Annotated in this window: 18 protein-coding genes and 1 tRNA gene; 10 read left to right on the forward strand and 9 right to left on the reverse strand. The window is 56.8% G+C overall.

The window, feature by feature from the left end; genetic code table 11:
• Positions 1-13: 13 nt before the first annotated feature.
• Positions 14-682: a Crp/Fnr family transcriptional regulator gene (locus tag ACR0NZ_RS04260; RefSeq protein ID WP_480472899.1), complete on the reverse strand. Its 669-nt coding sequence runs from the start codon at positions 680-682 to the stop codon at positions 14-16.
• A gap of 206 nt (positions 683-888) precedes the next feature.
• Between ACR0NZ_RS04260 and ACR0NZ_RS04265 the strand changes: the two genes are divergently transcribed.
• The 3 genes from ACR0NZ_RS04265 to cls all read left to right on the forward strand — a co-directional run bounded on the left by ACR0NZ_RS04265 (position 889) and on the right by cls (position 5,011).
• Positions 889-2,508: an arylsulfatase gene (locus ACR0NZ_RS04265; RefSeq protein ID WP_480480823.1), complete on the forward strand. Its 1,620-nt coding sequence runs from the start codon at positions 889-891 to the stop codon at positions 2,506-2,508.
• 94 nt (positions 2,509-2,602) lie between these two features.
• Complete coding sequence (locus ACR0NZ_RS04270) at positions 2,603-3,574, forward strand: HAD family hydrolase (protein ID WP_480517116.1); 972 nt, start codon at positions 2,603-2,605, stop codon at positions 3,572-3,574.
• Positions 3,575-3,598: 24 nt separating this feature from the next.
• Positions 3,599-5,011, forward strand: coding sequence for a cardiolipin synthase (cls, locus tag ACR0NZ_RS04275; protein WP_480472905.1), 1,413 nt, complete (start codon positions 3,599-3,601; stop codon positions 5,009-5,011).
• Here the strand turns inward: cls and ACR0NZ_RS04280 are convergent.
• Positions 5,008-5,442, reverse strand: a complete 435-nt coding sequence (locus ACR0NZ_RS04280; RefSeq protein ID WP_480472907.1) for an ion channel — start codon at positions 5,440-5,442, stop codon at positions 5,008-5,010. The genes cls and ACR0NZ_RS04280 overlap by 4 nt on opposite strands.
• Positions 5,443-5,613: 171 nt before the next feature.
• On the opposite strand from ACR0NZ_RS04280, the gene ACR0NZ_RS04285 reads away from it, so the two are divergent.
• From ACR0NZ_RS04285 to ACR0NZ_RS04295, 3 genes are read left to right on the forward strand one after another with little or no spacing between them, the layout of a single operon-like run.
• Complete coding sequence (locus ACR0NZ_RS04285) at positions 5,614-6,261, forward strand: ABC transporter ATP-binding protein (RefSeq protein WP_480472909.1); 648 nt, start codon at positions 5,614-5,616, stop codon at positions 6,259-6,261.
• Positions 6,258-8,672, forward strand: coding sequence for an FtsX-like permease family protein (locus ACR0NZ_RS04290; protein ID WP_480517118.1), 2,415 nt, complete (start codon positions 6,258-6,260; stop codon positions 8,670-8,672). The genes ACR0NZ_RS04285 and ACR0NZ_RS04290 overlap by 4 nt, the downstream gene beginning before the upstream one ends.
• On the forward strand, positions 8,662-9,702 hold the full coding sequence (locus tag ACR0NZ_RS04295) for a lipocalin-like domain-containing protein (RefSeq protein WP_480517120.1): 1,041 nt from the start codon (positions 8,662-8,664) through the stop codon (positions 9,700-9,702). Before ACR0NZ_RS04290 ends, ACR0NZ_RS04295 begins: the two co-directional genes overlap by 11 nt.
• A gap of 58 nt (positions 9,703-9,760) precedes the next feature.
• Here the strand turns inward: ACR0NZ_RS04295 and ACR0NZ_RS04300 are convergent, their stop codons facing one another.
• From ACR0NZ_RS04300 to ACR0NZ_RS04315, 4 genes are all read right to left on the reverse strand, one after another.
• Positions 9,761-10,192 (reverse strand): universal stress protein, encoded by a 432-nt coding sequence (locus ACR0NZ_RS04300; RefSeq protein ID WP_480472915.1) that lies wholly within the window; start codon positions 10,190-10,192, stop codon positions 9,761-9,763.
• Entirely contained in the window at positions 10,189-12,798 is a 2,610-nt protein-coding gene (locus tag ACR0NZ_RS04305; protein WP_480493107.1) for a TRAP transporter permease, read from the reverse strand. The genes ACR0NZ_RS04300 and ACR0NZ_RS04305 overlap by 4 nt, the downstream gene beginning before the upstream one ends.
• A gap of 108 nt (positions 12,799-12,906) precedes the next feature.
• Entirely contained in the window at positions 12,907-13,875 is a 969-nt protein-coding gene (locus ACR0NZ_RS04310; RefSeq protein ID WP_480517122.1) for a TAXI family TRAP transporter solute-binding subunit, read from the reverse strand.
• 465 nt (positions 13,876-14,340) lie between these two features.
• Positions 14,341-14,426: transfer RNA gene (locus ACR0NZ_RS04315), tRNA-Leu, on the reverse strand.
• A 145-nt stretch (positions 14,427-14,571) separates the two neighbouring features.
• Between ACR0NZ_RS04315 and ACR0NZ_RS04320 the strand changes: the two genes are divergently transcribed.
• Positions 14,572-15,150, forward strand: coding sequence for a YqaA family protein (locus ACR0NZ_RS04320; protein WP_480472921.1), 579 nt, complete (start codon positions 14,572-14,574; stop codon positions 15,148-15,150).
• Complete coding sequence (locus tag ACR0NZ_RS04325) at positions 15,147-15,617, forward strand: disulfide bond formation protein B (protein ID WP_480517124.1); 471 nt, start codon at positions 15,147-15,149, stop codon at positions 15,615-15,617. Before ACR0NZ_RS04320 ends, ACR0NZ_RS04325 begins: the two co-directional genes overlap by 4 nt.
• Here ACR0NZ_RS04325 and ACR0NZ_RS04330 read toward each other — a convergent pair.
• The gene (locus ACR0NZ_RS04330) at positions 15,614-16,201 is read right to left on the reverse strand and encodes an HNH endonuclease (RefSeq protein WP_209503840.1); all 588 of its coding nucleotides are present in this window, start codon (positions 16,199-16,201) and stop codon (positions 15,614-15,616) included. The two genes, ACR0NZ_RS04325 and ACR0NZ_RS04330, sit on opposite strands and share 4 nt — an antisense overlap.
• Positions 16,202-16,414: 213 nt before the next feature.
• Between ACR0NZ_RS04330 and ACR0NZ_RS04335 the strand changes: the two genes are divergently transcribed.
• Positions 16,415-17,020 carry an rRNA large subunit pseudouridine synthase E gene (locus ACR0NZ_RS04335; RefSeq protein ID WP_480476745.1) on the forward strand — a complete coding sequence of 202 codons (606 nt, stop codon included), beginning with the start codon at positions 16,415-16,417 and terminating at the stop codon, positions 17,018-17,020.
• 32 nt (positions 17,021-17,052) lie between these two features.
• Positions 17,053-17,478, forward strand: a complete 426-nt coding sequence (locus ACR0NZ_RS04340) for a VOC family protein (RefSeq protein ID WP_480517126.1) — start codon at positions 17,053-17,055, stop codon at positions 17,476-17,478.
• Between the two features lie 43 nt (positions 17,479-17,521).
• Here the strand turns inward: ACR0NZ_RS04340 and ACR0NZ_RS04345 are convergent, their stop codons facing one another.
• Together ACR0NZ_RS04345 and ACR0NZ_RS04350 are read right to left on the reverse strand one after the other, a co-directional pair.
• Entirely contained in the window at positions 17,522-18,187 is a 666-nt protein-coding gene (locus ACR0NZ_RS04345; protein ID WP_480472927.1) for an alpha/beta hydrolase, read from the reverse strand.
• Positions 18,184-18,816, reverse strand: a complete 633-nt coding sequence (locus ACR0NZ_RS04350) for a DNA-3-methyladenine glycosylase family protein (RefSeq protein WP_480517744.1) — start codon at positions 18,814-18,816, stop codon at positions 18,184-18,186. Before ACR0NZ_RS04350 ends, ACR0NZ_RS04345 begins: the two co-directional genes overlap by 4 nt.
• Between the last annotated feature and the right edge of the window lie 51 nt (positions 18,817-18,867).

Here is an 18,867-nt window from a genome sequence, read left to right on the forward strand (position 1 = left end):
ACGACCCGAAACCTCAGGTCTGACAACTGGCTATCAATGCGCCCCGATCCAGCAGTCGAACCCGGCCATACCCCAGTTCGATTAACCCCAAATCCACAAGCCGGTGAAGGTTCCTGTGCAAAGTCGGTTGCGATACAGCAATCATCGCCGCCAGATCGTCCTGGGAAACATCAATCCATCCATCGGTTTTCGAGGTCCCCTCGTCCAAGTGAAGCAACCTCAAGACCAGCCGCTTTTCCGTTCCCGTCACAGCCAGATTTGCCATGATGCGCAAAGCGGTCCGCATATTCTCATGCGTCAACGCATAGAAATCCCGGATGTAGTCAGGATTGTTCTGAATCAACCGCGAGATGCTTAAATTTGGGAAAAACAAGGCTTGAGTGGCTTGCGTCGTGATAACACTGACCAGACGCAGCGCACCTGCAAACAAAGCCAGATCGCCGATCCAGAACCCAGCGCCGTCGCGGTGAAGCACAAACTCCTGACCATCATCCGCTGGGGCCGTTATCTGCACACCACCGCTGAGAATCGCGTAGATACCATTTGCCGGATCACCATAGTGATACAGCGTCTCTCCCGCCTCTACCGATTTCGGTATGCCAAGGGCTGCCAAATCGGCCTGAAACTCTGACGAGCGTTCACTGAACCATCCGGTGTTTCGTAATAGCTTCAGATTATTCATTTTGTCTCACATTTGTACTTTGCGATATAATCATATGATGAGTTTCCGACGCAAGAAGTAACCTATGCTAATGGTGTTCGATTCCTGCTACCAAAGATTTTCAATATGGGAATCAACACTTTGCTGCCGCGTTGTTCATGCATTTGAACGCCGGGTGATTCATTTCCTTTGGGGTCGCCAAGATCCTCTCAGATCAGGAGCAAACCATGTTACCTCCACGTTCGCTATCCGGCACCTGGCGCAGTAACTTGCGCCGACTTGCCGTGGTAACCGCCACGTTGACACTGGCCATACCCGCCTGGGCGCAGAACCAGAAACCGAATATCCTTGTGATCTGGGGCGACGATGTTGGTCAGTCCAACATCTCGGCCTACACGCGGGGGTTGATGGGGTATCAGACACCCAATATCGACCGTATCGCCGAAGAAGGTATGATGTTCACGGATTACTACGGTGAACAGTCGTGCACGGCTGGGCGATCATCTTTCATCATGGGGCAATCCGTTTTCCGCACGGGCCTGTCCAAAGTTGGCCTGCCGGGCGCTGAGGAAGGCATGCAGATCGAAGACCCGACCATTGCGGGCCTTCTGAAAGCGGAAGGCTACGCCACGGGTCAGTTCGGAAAAAACCACCTGGGCGACCGGGATGAACATCTGCCGACAAACCACGGTTTTGACGAATTTTTTGGCAACCTCTACCATCTCAACGCCGAGGAAGAGCCGGAAAACATCGACTATCCCAATGATGCTGTTCTGCCCGATGGCAGAACCTTCCGACAAGCTTTTGGCCCGCGCGGTGTAATCAAGTCGACAGCGGGTGGTGAGATCGAGGATACCGGCCCGCTGACCAAAAAGCGTATGGAAACGGTCGACGATGAAACCGCGGCGGCTGCGATTGAATTCATCCGCAAACAAGAGGAAAGCGGCACGCCGTGGTTCGTCTGGTGGTCAGGCACCCGGATGCATTTCCGCACGCATGTTTCCGAAGAGAAATGGGCAAAGGCCAATGAAATCGTCGGCAAGCAGGTAGATGAGTATACGGCTGGCATGATCGAACATGATATGCATATTGGCGACTTCCTGACTGCGCTGGATGAGCTGGGCATCGCCGACAAGACCATCGTGTTTTACTCGACCGACAATGGTCCGCACATGAATACCTGGCCAGATGCCGCGATGACCCCGTTCTGGGGTGAAAAGAATACCCAATGGGAGGGCGCATGGCGCGTACCTGCCATGGTTCGGTGGCCCGGCAAGATTACCGAAGGTGCTGTGTCGAACGAGATCGTGCATCATATGGATTGGTTACCGACATTCCTGGCTGCAGCTGGCAACGAAACCGTGAAAGAAGATCTTCTGGAAGGTGTCACCGTGGCCGAAGTTGGCGGCGGGCGCGACTATCGCGTGCATCTGGATGGCTACAACATCTTGCCGTTGCTGACCGGCGAAACAGACAAGAGTCCGCGCAGGGAAATCTTCTATTTCACGGACGATGGTGACCTTGCGGCACTGCGCTTCGGTGATTGGAAAATCACCTTCCTGGAACAGAAGGCATGGGCAACTTTGCGCGCCTGGATGGAGCCACTGACCCCTCTGCGCGTGCCATTGATCACCAACCTGCGACGCGACCCGTACGAGCGTGGCTACCGCACATCGAACACCTACTATGACTGGATGCTCGACCGTGCCTACATGCTGGTACCTGCGCAGGCCTATGTCGCGCAGTTCCTTGAAACCTTCAAGGAATACCCACCCCGACAGGAAGCGGCGAGCTTCAGCCTCGACAAGGTGATGGAGAAGTTGACGTCACCTCCGGGCGCACCGTGAACCTGACTGTTTGATCCAAGACACAGCAAAGCCGGAGTCCCGATACCGGGGCCCCGGCCCTTCTCATTAGCGGTTGAAAATTGAGGAATAATCCGTGCGTCTATTTTTGATATTGTGCAGTGTGCTAGGAGCGACGGTCGCCATCGCTGACCCCTTGCCGTCATGGAACAATTTAGAATCTAAAGCGAAAATCGTTTCGTTTGTTGACGAGGTAACCGACCCTGCCTCAGCTCATTACGTGACGCCTGATGATCGGATCGCCGTATTCGACAATGACGGAACGCTTTGGGCCGAACAGCCGGTGTATTTTCAGTTCCTTTTCGCCATGGATCGTCTGGCCGATCTGGCCAAGCGGGACCCGTCGATCCTGACAACTCCTGCTCTGGAAGCTGCTGCAAAGGGTGATCTAGCGACCGTTCTTGAAGGCGGGCATGAGGCGCTGATCGAAGTTGTCAACGCATCGCATTCTGGCACCAGCGTCGAAGAATTTCAGGCAGCTGTTGCGCAGTGGCTGGAAACCGAACGCCACCCCAACACCGGCCTTCGTTATGACCAGATGACCTATCAGCCGATGGTCGAGTTGCTGCGTTATCTACGTGACGAAGGTTTCAAGACCTACATCGTATCCGGCGGTGGCATTCATTTCATGCGCGTCTTTGCCGAGGATGCATATGGTATCCCGCCGGAACAGATATTGGGGAGCTATGCAGACAGCACCTATAAGGTGATCGACGGCAACCCGACGATCATCAAGGCACCGGGGCTAGCCTTCATCGATGACAAGGAAGGCAAGCCGATCAATATCGAACGCACGATTGGCAGACGCCCTATTCTGGCCGCAGGCAACTCGGACGGAGATTTCGCTATGCTGGATTGGACAACGTCGGGTGATGGTCCGCGTTTGGGAATTCTGATCCACCACACGGACGCCGAACGCGAATGGGCTTATGACCGCGAAAGCTCGATCGGAAAGCTGGCAGATGGGCTGGATCGGGGTCCTGACAAGGGATGGATCATTGTCGATATGGCGCAAGACTGGTCACGCATCTACACTGGGGCAAACTAAACGGCCCGAAAGATGTAAGACCCCATGTGGACAGCACTGGTATCTATCTTTGTATTCACGTTGTACGTGGCTGCATTTGTGTTTTCGATCCGAGCGGCACAAACCGCGCGGACACCGCAAGGTGCCGTTGGTTGGGTGGTTTTTTTGGTTTCAGCCCCTTTCCTAGCGGTGCCGTTGTATCTTTTTCTGGGACACCATCGCTTTCACGGATATCGCATCGCGCGCCAGAAAAGTGAGCGGGTTGTTGAAGGGATCAAAACCTTTGCCGATTACTCAAGGCCCGATCCCTCCTCAATGTCCATCAATCCGCGCCCGTTCGAGTTTCTGGCGCATCTTCCTGTGTCCAGCGGAAACGGTGCCCGGCTACTGGTTGATGGGCAAGCCACATTCGACGCCATTTTCGACGCCATCGACAAGGCCAAGAACTATATCCTCATTCAGTTCTACATCATCAGAGACGACGCACTGGGCCGCAAACTGCAATCCAAGCTGATCGAGGCGACGAAACGTGGGGTTCACGTCCGTTTCATGACCGATGCAGTCGGCAGTTACGGATTGCCGCGCGCGTATCTGGATACCATGCGTGAAGCCGGAATTGATGTAGCCGACCCGCGTCAGCAACGCGGCCCGAATTTCCGGTTTCAGCTGAATTACCGAAACCATCGTAAAACTGTCATTATCGATGGCGAGACAGGCTTTATCGGTGGCCACAATGTTGGCGAGGAATATCTGGGCAAACATCCGCATTTCGGTCATTGGCGCGACACTCACATAATGATGTCCGGTCATGTCGTCCGGCAATTGCAGCTTATCTTCACTGAAGATTGGCATTGGGCGCATAACGAAGACCTGATTGATGAACTTGACTGGGCGGGCAGTGAATCCGAACAGAACATGAATGCCCTGCTGGTCGCGACCGGACCCGGAGACGAAACCGAAACTGGCGCCATGATGTTTTTTGCAGCAATCGCCGAGGCAAAAGAACGGTTGTGGATTGCGTCGCCTTACTTCGTACCCGACATCGATGTCATGACAGCGCTGCAACATGCCGCGATGCGCGGTGTGGATGTGCGCATCCTTGTTCCTGACATGATCGACCATCGCCTGCCATGGCTGGCCGCGTTTGCCTATTTCGATGAAATCCGCGACTGTGGCGTGCGCGTATTCCGCTATACCGGCGGGTTCATGCATCAAAAGGCGTTCGTTGTCGACGATACGCTGGCCGCTGTTGGAACAACAAACCTCGACAACCGATCCTTCCGCCTCAACTTCGAAGCAATGGCGCTGTTCTTTGATGCCCGGGCTGCACAGGCCGTCGACCAGATGCTACAAGAAGATTTCGAAACCAGTTTCGAATTGACCCGTAGGTTGCGTCAACAACCGGCCCACATCCGCTTTGGTGCGCCGCTGGCACGGTTGTTTGCACCGATCCTTTAGGAAAAGAACTTCTCCTGAAAAACGCGGGTCATCAATGCGACCAGATACGCGGTCGACAATCCAAACGCCAACAGCCCGGTGACCGAAGCAAACGAGCCGAAAATGCGCAGCCCTTCACCCAAAACGATGTCGCCGTATCCGAGCGTCGTAAACGTCACCAACGAGAAATAGATGGCCGAGTTCCAGTCCGGCAGAACATTTAGCAACACCCAGACGATAGCCCAGATCCAGACCTGAATGGTGTGCGTTGCGATAATGAAGCCCAAGGCAACGGCAATCGGCCCCGCGGTTGCCACAAACACCCCGCGTGTGACCCATTTTTTGTCCATCTTGATTATGGACATCGTACACCAGGTCAGAAAGAGAATCTCGATCAGGATGCAAATACCCAGAAAGGTACTGCCCCAAACGATCTGATGCAGCAACGTCATGTATTTACACCCTGATTTTCGGCCACGAACTGTCAGGGCACAATGACCTTTCAAAACGCAAGGCACAACCCCGCCACCGGATAAGGTAGCCTGCGGCGAAAGGAACCGGTGAAAGGTCTGCACTGGACAGTTGGGAAGTCCGGCGCACATCCTGTGCAAAAAGGGCGCTTCATGCTGTTGATCATCGACCGAGTTCAAAAGACTTATCCCGGCGGGCGGCCCGTTTTGCGCGACGTGTCTCTGACACTGGATCAGGGACAAACGCTTGCTCTGACCGGTGAAAGCGGCAGCGGTAAGAGCACCTTGCTGAATCTGGCCGCCGCCCTGGACAGTTTCGACAGAGGCGAGATTACGCTGGATGGCACGCCCCTGTCCCCTTTGGATGATGCGGGCCGGGCCGGGTTGCGGCGCAGAAAGGTTTCGCTTGTGTTCCAGCAGTTCAACCTGATCCCATCGCTGACCGTGGGGCAAAACCTGTCCTTTCATGCCCGCCTTGCAGGTACCGAAAATGCCCAATGGTCCGGGCAATTGGCAGACCGGCTTGGGCTTTCGGATCTGCTGGACCGCTACCCCGAAAGCTTGTCGGGCGGCCAGCAGCAGCGGGTGGCCATAGGACGGGCCATGGCCGCGCGCCCGAAACTGTTGCTGGCGGACGAGCCGACAGGCAATCTTGACGAAACCGCCAGCGCCAAAGTGCTGGACCTGATGCTGTCACTTGTGGCTGATACTGGCGCAGCTTTGCTGCTGGTGACGCATTCCCCGCAAATCGCGGCCCGTCTGGACACGCACCTACGCCTGAGCGGCGGGCGCATCCAATGACATTGGCCGTCGTCCAGGCCCTGCTGTCCCATTGGCGGGTGCATTGGTTGCAACTGGCAACGCTGCTGATCGGTATCGCCCTGGCAACTGGTTTGTGGTCCGCTGTACAGGCCATCAATGCCGAGGCCCGCGCCAGCTATTCCCGTGCCAACGCCCAACTGGCACTTGGGCAGTTTGACGAATTGCACGATCCAGCCGGTTTCATCGCCATGTCCCGTTATGTCGACCTGCGTCGCGCGGGGTGGCAGGTGGCCGCCGTACTGGAAGGCCCTTATCGGGTCGCCGGACGTACGTTGCGTTTGATGGGCGTGGATATGGTGGCCTATCCCGCCCTGCCCGCAATTACCGAGGCCCAGCAAAGCGGTGCGCCGCCCGAACCGGCGGACATATTGACTGCTCCGGGTCGCCTGCTGGTTTCGACTGAGTTGGAGCCCTTGTTGCGCGATCAGGACACTCTGCCCCCGGTTCTCAGTACTTCTGCGCTGCCGCCGGATGTGATCCTGACGGATATCGGCGTTGCCGAACGTCTTCTGAATCAGCCCGGTGCAATCTCGCGGCTCATTATTCTGCCCGATCAGCCGCGCGGGCTTCAGTCCCTAACCACGATCACCCCAGAGCTGGAACGTATCAGCCCTTCACAAAAGATCGACACTGCTCGGCTGACCGACAGTTTTCATTTGAACCTGTCAGCCTTTGGATTGCTGTCCTTTGCGGTCGGCCTTTTTATCGTGAACGGCACGGTCGGGCTGGCCTTTGCACAACGCAGAGGCATCATCCGTACGCTGCGGGCACTGGGTGTCTCGATGCGATTACTGGTCTGGCTGATCCTTGCCGAGCTGACTTTTCTGGCCCTGATCGGTGGGCTCGTCGGGTTGCTTTTGGGCTTCTTTCTGGCCGGAGCACTTCTACCCGATGTCGCGGCCACGTTGCGTGGCCTTTACGGCGCACCAGTAACAGGGCAACTGACGCTGCAATTGCAGTGGGTTTTGGCAGGGATCGCCATGGCAGTCTTCGGCACATTGCTGGCCAGCGGCCACGCATTATGGCGCCTGTCGCGCATGCCCCTGCTGGCAAGTCCGGGCGTTCAAGCGTGGCGGGGCGACCCCCGCGCGCGCCATCTTGCAGCGGCATTGGGATTGGTCATGATCCTGGGTGGCGTTTTGGCTTATGTCAGTTTCGGGGGGCTGATCGCCGGGTTTGCCCTGTTGGCTGGCTTGCTGACCGGTGCAGCGCTGCTGCTGCCTGCGCTTTTGTCTGTAATGCTTTCACTCTGCGCCCGAGCGGCGCGGGGCCCTGTTACGCAATGGGTCTGGGCAGATATGCGGGCACAACTGCCCGGGTTGTCACTTGCCCTGATGGCCCTGTTGCTGGCTTTGGCGGCGAATGTCGGCGTAGGCACAATGGTGTCCAGCTTCCGGCTGACATTCGTCGGGTGGCTGGACCAGCGCCTGACGTCAGAACTCTACTTGACTGCCAGCGACGACGATCAGGGGCAGGAGATTACCGACTGGCTGCGCCCTCAGGTCGAAGCTATTCTGCCAATCCGAAATGTGGAATTGTCGCACGAGACGGGGCCTTTGTTTCTTTACGGTGTAGTAGATGATCCGGTCTATCGGCAGAACTGGCCAGTGATCACCTCAAGCCCGAATGCATGGGATGACGTCATGGCCGGGCGTGCGGTTCTGATCAACGAGCAACTGGCGCGACGTGCCGATCTCTGGCCCGGCGGTGCTTTGGCCTTATCGCCGGACCACATCCTGACCATCGCCGGGGTCTATTCGGATTATGGGAATCCGACCGGGCAAGCCATCGTCTCGATGGACCAACTGAACCGGATCGCTCCGGGTACGGAGGCCCGCCGCTTTGGCATTCGTCTAAACCCCGAAAACGCAACCGAAATGGCGCAAACCTTAAGGGAACGGTTCAACCTTCCACGTCAGGCTGTCGTACAGCAAGCTGCAATGAAGGCGCAGTCGCTTGCGATATTTGAGAAGACTTTTGTCGTGACCTCGGCGTTGAATGTACTGACCCTCGGCGTGGCGGGATTTGCCATTCTCACCAGTCTGCTGACCCTGTGGACCCAGCGCCTGCCACAGATCGCACCGGTCTGGGCGCTGGGGCTGAACAGGGCGCAACTTGCAGGGCTGGAACTGTTGCGCAGCCTATTGCTGGCGGCATTGACCGCCTGTCTGGCGTTGCCACTTGGGCTTGTTCTGGCATGGGTTCTGTTGACGGTGATCAACGTTCAGGCTTTTGGTTGGCGCCTGCCGATGTTCGTCTTCCCCTGGGATTGGCTGTGGCTGTTTCTACTGACCCTTCTTGCTGCCCTGCTTGCCGCCGCCCTGCCCGCGCTACGGATGCTGCGCCTGCCACCCGCCGATCTGCTGAAAGTGTTCGCCAATGAACGTTAGGACCCTACTAATCCTGCTTATGTGGCTCTACCCGATACCGCTTTGGGCGCAGGGCTATGCAGGTCTAGGCGGAACCGCTGAAGGTTTTGAAGTGCCGGCAGCCGGGTATGAGTTTGATTTCCCAAAGGATCACGGCCCCCACCCGGCCTACCGCATCGAATGGTGGTATCTGACCGCCAATCTCCAAGGGGACGACGGCCTGGACTATGGCATTCAATGGACCCTGTTCCGGTCAGCCCTGAAACCCTATGACAGCGACGGGTGGCAAAGCCCGCAACTTTGGATGGGTCATGCTGCTGTTACGACCCCCAAGGATCATTTTTTTACCGAGCGATTGTCACGCGGGGGGATTGGCCAGGCCGGTGTAACCGCACAACCGTTTGAGGCCTGGATTGATGAATGGCGCATGGCCGGATCGGATTTGGACAGCCTGTCACTGACGGCCAATGGTGATGAATTCGGCTATGATCTTTCACTGACAGCGCAAGGGCCATTGGTATTTCACGGCGACGCGGGCTATTCGGTCAAATCCGCCGATGGACAGGCAAGTTACTATTACTCGCAGCCCTTCTACACAGTCGAAGGCGTGCTGCATTTGCCGGATGGCGAGGTGCTGGTAACCGGTCAGGGGTGGCTGGATCGGGAATGGTCCTCACAACCCTTGGCGGCGGATCAGAGGGGCTGGGATTGGTTCTCGCTCAGTTTTGAGGGAGGCGATAAGCTGATGGCTTTTCGCCTGCGCGGGGATCGAGGCGATTTCACCTCGGCCACCTGGATCAATTCTGACGGCAGTACTGAGGCCATCCCCAACGGTACAATCGGCCTTTTGCCGCTGAGTACCGACGAGGTTGCCGGACGCAATATCCCGACACACTGGCAAGTCGACCTAGCGGATCGGGGCATAGATATTCAGGTCTCAGCCCTGACACCTGATGCGTGGATGGGTACCGGTTTCGAATACTGGGAAGGCCCTGTCACCGTAAACGGCAGCCATAAAGGGGTTGGCTATCTTGAGATGACAGGTTACTGAACCAACCCGACTTTTCTTTACGACCGGCGACGCGATCTTTTGCGCGCTGGAAAATCAGTCAGCGAACCACATAAACTGAGACGTTGGAATGCCGCACCACACGCGCTGCATTCGGACCAAGCAGATAGTCTTTGAAATCCGGCCTATGCGCGCCGATCACAATCAGGTCGGAACCGGCACTTTCGGCGGTTTTCAGGATCTCCTGATAGGCTGTGCCTGTCGCGACTACATGGCGGATGCTTTCATTGCGCTCTGCCCCCAATGCCGAAATGCACAGCGCCGTCAGTTTGGCTCGCGCCTCGGCCAACGCCTTGTCGTGAAAACCTGATTCAAAAAACCCGGACACCCAGCTTTCCCCGAAATCGGGCAGCACAGTCACGACATCCAACTGTGCCCCTTCCAGATCCGCCAAAGCAGCGGCTTTTTGCAGGACCGGAGCATCAATCTCGCCATTGCTGATATCAATGGCACACAGAACAGAACGTGTCATGCGGGCACCCCTTGTCTGGCGGCACGGCCGCGTTGCAGGAACGCGATAAGACCCAAGAGGATCATCGCTGGGATATACACCAGCTGCTTGGGCAGCTGGTCGGACGGCAAGCTGACCGACGTCAGGCGTACGGGTTCATCGCCATAGTAGTCAAAGATGGCCAGATCGTCGGCCACCGGCGCGCCAAACAGCGGCTCGTCAAGCTTGACCAGCCCGTCCTCGGGAACCAGCAGCAGGCCCATCGCCTCGACCCGTGCGGCCCCTCCTTCTTCGTCGCCCACAGTAACAACAACGGTTGTGTCCACCATTTCAAGCGTATCGTAATCGGGGCCTGCGACCACTAGGCGGACATCCGTTCCCGGCGGTGTCTGACCAATGGTCTCTTCAAATGCAGCGGGTTCAACCGATTCGAACGGAGGCGAGATGCGATCCATGAAATAGTCCGGTCGGAACAGGGCAAATGCCACCAGAACGAGCGCGACACTTTCATAGATACGGCTGCGGGTCAGGAAATACCCCATCGTACCCGCCGTAAAGACCAGAATCGCTATGGTCGCGAAAACGGCCACAGTGATCCCCTCAAGCCATGTAACGTCGATCAAAAGAAGATCAGTGTTGAAGATGAACACAAAAGGCAGTGCCACGGTGCGCAGGCTGTAGAAGAATGCTGTGAAGCCGGTTTTGATTGCATCACCGCCTGATACAGCGGCAGCGGCGAAACTGGCCAGACCCACCGGTGGCGTCACATCCGCCATGATCCCGAAGTAGAAGACGAACAGGTGCACGGCAATCAACGGCACGATAAGTCCGCTCTGCGCCCCCAGTTCAACGACCACTCCGGCCATCAACGAGCTGACAACGATATAATTCGCCGTGGTCGGCAGGCCCATGCCCAGAATCAGGCTCAGCAGGCCAACCATGATCAGCATCAGGATAAGATTGCCGCCCGACAGGAACTCGACCAGATCAGCCATAACCTGACCAACACCCGTCAAGGTCACGGTACCCACGATCACGCCCGCAGTCGCAGTTGCCAGTGCGATACCGATCATGTTCCGCGCTCCGTCAATCAGACCTTGCCACAGGTCAGCGACACCGTCGACGAAGGTACTGATTAAATTGCTCTGCCCCCGGAAAAGCGCCTTGAGCGGTTTCTGCGTCAGCAGGATTACGAACAGCAATGCGGTTGCCCAGAAGGCCGACAGCCCCGGTGATTTCTGTTCGATCATCAGGAAGTAAACCAGAACGACGATCGGCAGCAGGTGGTGCAAACCTGCCTTGTAGATATCTGCGACAACCGGCAGCGTGACTTCCTTTGCATTCGGATCGTCAGGCTCAAGGTCCGGCACTTGTGCCGCCAGAAAAAGCAATCCGACATAAACCGCGCAGACGATCAGGCTCAGCACAAGGCCCGCCGCGGACGGAATCAAGCTTGTTACAGCATCAACCGGGAATTGCGAGCCATAGCAAAGTCCTGCAAACACCAGGAAGAAGGCCAGCATACCCACAACGGTTCGCGCCAGATGCACGTCTCGGTCACCCAAGGTCGGCATGTTCCGCTTTACCGCTTCCAAATGCACGATATAGACCAGTGCGATGTAAGAAATCGCCGCTGGCAGGAAGGCGTGGGTGATCACCTCGACATATGAGATGCCCACATATTCCACCATCAGGAACGCCGCAGCACCCATTACAGGCGGCATGATCTGACCGTTCACGGAACTTGCAACTTCGACCGACCCCGCCTGTTCGCTGGAAAAGCCAACGCGCTTCATCAACGGAATGGTGAACGTACCGGTGGTAACAACGTTGGCAATCGACGAACCCGAGATCAGGCCAGTTGCCGCAGACCCCACAACGGCCGCCTTGGCAGGGCCGCCCCGCAGGTGACCCAGAGCGCCAAAGGCCATTTTTATGAAGTAGTTCCCTGCCCCGGCCTTATCGAGTAGCGCGCCAAACAGCACGAACAGGAATACGAATTTCGTAGAAACACCCAGCGCGATGCCAAACACGCCTTCGGACGTGATCCACATATGGCTCATGGCCTTTTTCAGGCTCGCACCTTTCCACTGGATCACTTCGGGGACCCAGGAAGACGATCCAAAGAACACATAGGCCAGGAAAACCGTGGCTATGATCGCCATTGCCGGACCAAGTGCGCGGCGCGCGGCCTCAAACAGCAACAGCAGCCCCAACAAAGCCACCCATTTGTCGATGTCATCGGCCAGCAGGCCATTATTGACCAGTTTCTCATAGAAGATGTAGCCGTACAGCGCGATACCCGCGCCCAAAACGCCCATGACCCAGTCCTGAACAGGGACATAATTGCGCGGGCTGGATTTCAGCGCCGGATAGGCCGCAAACGCCAGAAAGATCGCAAAGGCCAGATGGATCTGGCGTGAATTATTCACCACGCTTCCGGGCAGCAGGTAATTCGACAAGGGAGAGGCCAGAACGATCTGATATACCGACCACAAAACGGCAACAATCGCCAGAAACAGCCCCACGTTTCCAGCGGGATTTCGCGCCCCTGCATCGGATGAGGCGACAAGGTCCTGAAGCTCTTCCTCCGAGAGTGGGCGATTGCCCTGTGTATCGGAACTCATGTGAAATCTCCCCGTCCTGCGGCCTTGGATTCTTTGGCCCTCTTGTCCCCGGTTTATCCCGGATGTGAACCGGGGCGCCGCAAAAGGACGCCCCGTGTAAAGTCTGGCTTACTGAATCCAGCCTTTTTCTTTGTAGTACTTTTCGGCGCCCGGATGCAGCGGAGCGGACAGGCCGTCCGAAATCATCTCCTCGGGCTTGAGATTTGCAAATGCCGGGTGCAGCTTTTTGAAGTCTTCGAAGTTCTCAAAGACCGAGCTTACAACCGCATAGACAGCATCGTCCGACACATCCGCCGAAGTCACGAAGGTCGCGCCCACGCCAAAGGTGGTGGTGTCATTGTCCGAACCCCGGTACATGCCACCCGGGATAGTCGCAGTGCGGTAGTATGAGTTGTTGTCGATCAGACCCTGAATCGCATCACCGGTGACGTTCACTAGAACAGAATCGCAGGCTGTCGTAGCTTCCTGAATCGAACCCGACGGGTGACCCACGGTGTAAATCATCGCATCCAGTTGGTTGTCACAAAGCGCAGCCGACTGCTCAGCCGCTTTCAGCTCGGACGCCAATTCGAAATCATCGACGGTCCAGCCCAACGCTTCCAGAACCACATCCATGGTGCCACGTTGGCCAGAACCCGGGTTACCGATGTTCACGCGCTTGCCCTTGAGGTCTTCAAAGCTGGAAATACCGGCATCCGCGCGGGCCACAACGGTGAATGGCTCGGGGTGGACCGAGAACACCGCACGTAGCTTTTCGAAGGGACCTGCCTCTTCAAATTTCGAGGTGCCGTTATACGCGTGATACTGCCAGTCGGACTGGGCAACACCGAATTCCAGCTCGCCTTCGCGAATGGTGTTGATGTTGTAGACCGAGCCACCGGTCGATTCGACCGAGCAGCGCACTCCGTGCTCTTTCCGGCCCTTGTTCACCAGACGGCAGATCGCGCCACCTGTCGGATAGTAAACACCGGTCACGCCGCCAGTACCAATTGTAATGAACTCTTCGGCATAGGCCGCCGGAGCCAACATGGCTGCGGTTACAAACGTGCCGAGGCTCAATTTTCTGCTGTTTTTCATTTCAGAACTCCCACATTTTTTGTCTGGCAGTTGGAATTCAAATCAATCACCCTGCTCATGAATCCGTGCCGATAAAAAAATCGGCCCGCTTCACAGCAGATGCAACCTGTTGAATTTTCCAGTTTCTCCCAACCCCCTTGAGGGTTCATCCAGATACATTCAATGTCAAGGCCAGCGCCAGCCTGACTTGCTCCATTCCGCATATATGAGCGTAAGTTTTGAATTTTCCCCTCTGGCACACAGGAAAACCCGCCCGATCAGTCTTCCGGAACTTTACTGTCCTTTTCTGTTCAGGTCGGTTCGACAGCAGGACGTATACGGTGCCCCTGTATTAGCATGAGACTGATAACAGAGGACTGAAAAGAACGAGACCAGATCGAAAAGTGAGAGTTAAGTGCGCGAGCACGCAATAAGCCCGAAAAGAAAAAACAGGAAGCAGGTTCCCCTAACCCCCTGTTTTTACTTTGGTACCCAAGGCCGGACTCGAACCGGCACGGTATCACTACCGGGGGATTTTGAATCCCCTGCGTCTACCATTCCGCCACTTGGGCCACGGACACTGGATTAGCGCCCATCCGAGGGAAGGTCCAGAGGCAAAAATCATCCAATAATCCATTTGTTTCGACCGCGATGGTTGACGGGCCGTCAGGTGCGTGGTTTGGCTTTCCGGGGCCGAGAACGGGATTTGAGTGCTTAATGTTGCGATCACTTTATGACTGGACAATTCGTCTGGCGGAACACCCTCATGCGCTGTGGGCGCTGGCTGTTGTGGCCTTTGTCGAAAGTTCGTTCTTTCCGATTCCCCCCGACGTTCTGATGATTCCGATGATCCTGGCGCGCCCGTCGCGCGCCTGGCTGATTGCAACTGTTGCTCTGGTGGCTTCGGTTCTGGGCGGGATGCTGGGCTATGCGATTGGTGCGTTTTTCTATGAAAGTCTGGGGCAGCCCATTCTTGAATCCATGGGCAAGGCCCATGCGATGGAAGAATTCAACACACGCTTCAACGATTTCGGGTTCTGGGCGGTCCTGGCCGCCGGAGTGACGCCTTTCCCGTACAAGGTCATCACCATCATGTCCGGCTGGACAGGAATGCCGCTTGGGACATTCATCGCAACGTCGATACTGGCACGTGCGCTCAGATTCTTCCTTGTTGCGGCGCTGCTTTGGGGCTTTGGCGAGCCGATCCGTGAATTTATTGAAAAACGCTTGGGGCTGATGTTCACCTTGTTCATCGTCCTCCTGTTCGGCGGCTTCCTGGTGGTGAAATACCTATGACGAGACGTTCACAACTTATCGCACTGGCAAGTCTTGGGTCCCTGGCCCTTCTGCTGGCAGCTTTTGGCTTTCAATATCTGGGCGGCCTTGCCCCCTGTAAAATGTGTATCTGGCAGCGCTACCCGCATGGGGTCGCAATCGCGATTGGCGTTTTGGCGCTGGCCTTGCCAAGACTGAGCATCCTGCCGCTATGTGGCGCGTTGGCAGCGGCTGTCACTTCGGGTATTGGGTTTTACCACGCCGGCGTTGAACAAGGATGGTGGGAAGGTCCGACCAGTTGCACATCCGGCAGCATCAGTGGGATGTCGAATGACGACCTGTTCGACCAGATTATGTCAGCGCCTTTGGTTCGCTGCGACGATATCCCGTGGGAAATGTTCAACATCTCGATGGCCGGATGGAATGCCATTGCCTCGGCTGTTCTGGTACTGATCTGGCTCGCGGCGTGGCGGGCAAGCAAGGCCTAGAATTCGTCCAGCTCAGCATCCCAATACAGAAAATCGATCCAGCTTTCGTGTAAGTGATTGGGCGGAAACTTCCGACCAACATTGCGCAGTGCTTCGGCGTCAGGCTGACGGGGCGGCTTTCGCAGGCTCATTCCTGCCTGACGCAGCGATTTCGACCCTTTGCGCAGGTTGCACGGGCTGCACGCCGCCACAACGTTCTGCCAACTGGTCACCCCACCGGCGGCGCGTGGCACCACATGATCAAAGGTCAAATCACCGCGGCTGCCACAGTACTGGCACCGGAACTCGTCCCTCAGAAATAAATTAAAGCGCGTGAAGGCCACGCGCTTTCTGGGTTTTACATAGTCTTTCAGAACAACGACCGAAGGTATTCGGATCTGAGTACTTGGGCTGCGAACCACTTCGTCGTATTCGGCCACGATGTCGACGCGATCCAGCCAGGCGGCCTTGATCGCTTCCTGCCAGGGCCACAGGGACAACGGGTAATAAGACAGGGGGCGATAATCGGCGTTCAAAACCAATGCCGGATGATGCTTCAGCGCACCAGGCTCCCTGACAAATTCGGTCCTGAAGTCTCCGTCCATATCAGAATCGCTCCTCGCTCTGCTCTGCCCGTTTTTGACATCAGAGCGGGGAACACCCGCCCCGGCCTTAGTATAACTATATATCGTGTTAATACTCTGACAAGCCCTGATTTTCCACAATATGTCGCAAACTGGGTAATGCGAATCCGTAACAAGCGCATGACAGTTATCCACAGCTTGCGCGGGACGCACTCTTCGGGGTATGCGCGGGTCATGTCCTGGTTCATTCGCTTCAACAAACCTTATGATGTGCTGCCGCAGTTCACCGACCGCGACAATGGGGATACTCCGCGCAGTACACTGTCCGATTTCATCGATCTGCCCGGGGTTTATCCCGCCGGTCGGTTGGATCGTGACAGCGAAGGTTTGATGCTGCTGACTGACCACGGCAAGTTGCAGGCGCAGATCTCGGACCCCAAGCACAAGATGGCAAAAACCTATTGGGTTCAGGTCGAAGGCATCCCGGACGAAACCGCCCTGAAAGCGCTGCGAAACGGCGTCGAGTTGAAAGACGGCCTGACCCGTCCGGCGAAGGTGCGCCAGATCGACGAGCCAGACGACCTGTGGCCCCGCACCCCACCAATCCGCGAACGCGAGACTGTACCAGACAGTTGGATAGAACTGTCCATACGCGAGGGCAAAAACCGTCAGGTGCGTCGAATGACGGCCGCCGTGGGCCTGCCGACCCTGCGCCTGATCCGTTATCGAATCGGAGACTGGACTCTGGACGATCTGGAACCGGGCCAGTGGGACAGCCTGCCCATGCCATCCCTGAACACCACACCGCAACGAAAACGCGACCGTCGACCGCGCCGGTGACATACCCTGCCCTGATCTGCTAAACTTGAGTCATGAAACTAACTCCCGGAATACCGGCCCCTTCGGCGATTCTGGAAGCGTCGCTTTATGTCGATGATCTGGACGTAGCAGAACAGTTTTACGGCGAAGTACTGGGCCTGGAACGCATTCAGCGTGTCGCCGACCGCCACGTGTTTTACCGAATTGGCGGATCGGTCCTGCTGATCTTTAACCCGGAACAGACGGAACAGCCGCCCCTCAACCCGGACATGCCCGTTCCGCCACATGGCGCCCGTGGTGCAGGGCATGTGTGTCTTGTACTGACCCGTGGTGAAATCGCGGTAATGCGCAAGCACCTTCTGGATTGGAATGTCCCCGTAGACGCAGAATTTGACTGGCCCGGAGGCGCACGATCTTTGTACGTGCGCGACCCGGCCGGAAACTCAGTCGAGTTTGCGGAAGCGCATCTTTGGTCTTAATCCGATGCGAAACGACAGTGTTCTGCTGATTTAATCTTACCGGCTAAAGGCTCAGCTTGTCGCGCATGAAGGCCAGGGCCACACTCAGCCCGTCCGGGGCGATGCCGTGCCCGGTGCCCTTCATGACATGAGCGTAGACCTCTTTGAAACCGGCGGATTGCAGGGCCTCTGCCGCTTCGGGCAAGGATTGCGGCGGGACGACGTCGTCGGCGTCGCCATGCACCAGCAATACCGGCATCCGGCTGACAGTTTCGTCTGCCAGAAGGTCCGCCTCTAGCAAACGGCCTGAGAAAGCGACAATTCCGGCCACGGGGTCTTCGCGGCGGGGCGCGACATACAAGCTCATCATTGTGCCCTGGCTAAAACCAAACAGGACAACCTGTTCTGGCAGAACGTCTTCATCCACCATCAGCGCATCCAGAAAGGCATTAAAGTCCTCGACCGCCATTTCCATGCCCCTGCGCGCTTCTTCCTCAGACGACCCGTCAATCCAGGGAATCGGAAACCACTGAAAGCCATTGGGCATTCCGGGGATCTGCTCGGGCGCGTCCGGGGCCACGAACAATGTGTCGGGCAGATGTTCACCCAGCGGGTCGGCCAAACCCAGCAGATCGGCACCGTTTGCGCCATAGCCATGCACGAACACCACAACCGAGCGCGTGTCGCCCGAAACAGGCTCTTTCCGGAGCGCATTCAAAACCCGTGTCATCTGATCCCTTCTCTTTGCTTTGCAACCCGGTAATAGGCCCACAGCACCCGCGCCGCAACCGAGCGCCAGGGCGACCAGGCCTCGGCCATCTTGCGCAGTTCTTTATCCGTTGGGCGATTGGGCAGGTCATAGAGGATGCGCGCGGCCTCTTGCAGCGCCAGGTCGCCGGGGGCGATCACGTCAGCGCGACCAAGTGAGAACATGGCGTATATTTCCGCAGTCCATACGCCGATGCCTGGCACTTGCGTCAGCGTGGTCACAACCTCCGCATCAGGAACATCACGTAACGCTTTGTAATCAATACGCGCTTCTGCCAACGCCTTTGCATATCGGATCTTCTGACGGCTTAACCCTACGGCCCGCAGATCGTCATCCGTTGCCCACATGATCTTACGCGGACCTGTCAGTTTGGCGTCTTGCAGGCGTTGCCATATTGCATTGGCCGAAGCCACGCTGACCTGTTGGCTGACAATGGCACTCAGCAGTTGCGCGAACCCGTCAGGACGGCGACGTAGCGGCAATGGGCCAATCTGTTCCATTGCATAGGCCATGCGTGGGCAGCTCCGGGCCAGCCATTCAGCCCCTTCCGCCACACAACCCGGCGTTTCGATGATGCGGCCAACGGGCATGTAGTCCCCCTGCTCGGTTGTTACTGGCACGTTAGGCGCATGTGCCGCAGA

Source organism: Ruegeria sp. AE3, assembly GCF_056542225.1.

Coding starts and splice junctions, on each gene's coding strand:
- ACR0NZ_RS04260 (WP_480472899.1), bottom strand. CDS start 682: ATGAATAATCTGAAGCTATTACGAAACACCGGATGGTTCAGTGAACGC.
- ACR0NZ_RS04265 (WP_480480823.1), top strand. CDS start 889: ATGTTACCTCCACGTTCGCTATCCGGCACCTGGCGCAGTAACTTGCGC.
- cls (WP_480472905.1), top strand. CDS start 3,599: ATGTGGACAGCACTGGTATCTATCTTTGTATTCACGTTGTACGTGGCT.
- ACR0NZ_RS04280 (WP_480472907.1), bottom strand. CDS start 5,442: ATGACGTTGCTGCATCAGATCGTTTGGGGCAGTACCTTTCTGGGTATT.
- ACR0NZ_RS04285 (WP_480472909.1), top strand. CDS start 5,614: ATGCTGTTGATCATCGACCGAGTTCAAAAGACTTATCCCGGCGGGCGG.
- ACR0NZ_RS04290 (WP_480517118.1), top strand. CDS start 6,258: ATGACATTGGCCGTCGTCCAGGCCCTGCTGTCCCATTGGCGGGTGCAT.
- ACR0NZ_RS04295 (WP_480517120.1), top strand. CDS start 8,662: ATGAACGTTAGGACCCTACTAATCCTGCTTATGTGGCTCTACCCGATA.
- ACR0NZ_RS04300 (WP_480472915.1), bottom strand. CDS start 10,192: ATGACACGTTCTGTTCTGTGTGCCATTGATATCAGCAATGGCGAGATT.
- ACR0NZ_RS04305 (WP_480493107.1), bottom strand. CDS start 12,798: ATGAGTTCCGATACACAGGGCAATCGCCCACTCTCGGAGGAAGAGCTT.
- ACR0NZ_RS04310 (WP_480517122.1), bottom strand. CDS start 13,875: ATGAAAAACAGCAGAAAATTGAGCCTCGGCACGTTTGTAACCGCAGCC.
- ACR0NZ_RS04320 (WP_480472921.1), top strand. CDS start 14,572: ATGTTGCGATCACTTTATGACTGGACAATTCGTCTGGCGGAACACCCT.
- ACR0NZ_RS04325 (WP_480517124.1), top strand. CDS start 15,147: ATGACGAGACGTTCACAACTTATCGCACTGGCAAGTCTTGGGTCCCTG.
- ACR0NZ_RS04330 (WP_209503840.1), bottom strand. CDS start 16,201: ATGGACGGAGACTTCAGGACCGAATTTGTCAGGGAGCCTGGTGCGCTG.
- ACR0NZ_RS04335 (WP_480476745.1), top strand. CDS start 16,415: ATGTCCTGGTTCATTCGCTTCAACAAACCTTATGATGTGCTGCCGCAG.
- ACR0NZ_RS04340 (WP_480517126.1), top strand. CDS start 17,053: ATGAAACTAACTCCCGGAATACCGGCCCCTTCGGCGATTCTGGAAGCG.
- ACR0NZ_RS04345 (WP_480472927.1), bottom strand. CDS start 18,187: ATGACACGGGTTTTGAATGCGCTCCGGAAAGAGCCTGTTTCGGGCGAC.
- ACR0NZ_RS04350 (WP_480517744.1), bottom strand. CDS start 18,816: ATGCCCGTTGGCCGCATCATCGAAACGCCGGGTTGTGTGGCGGAAGGG.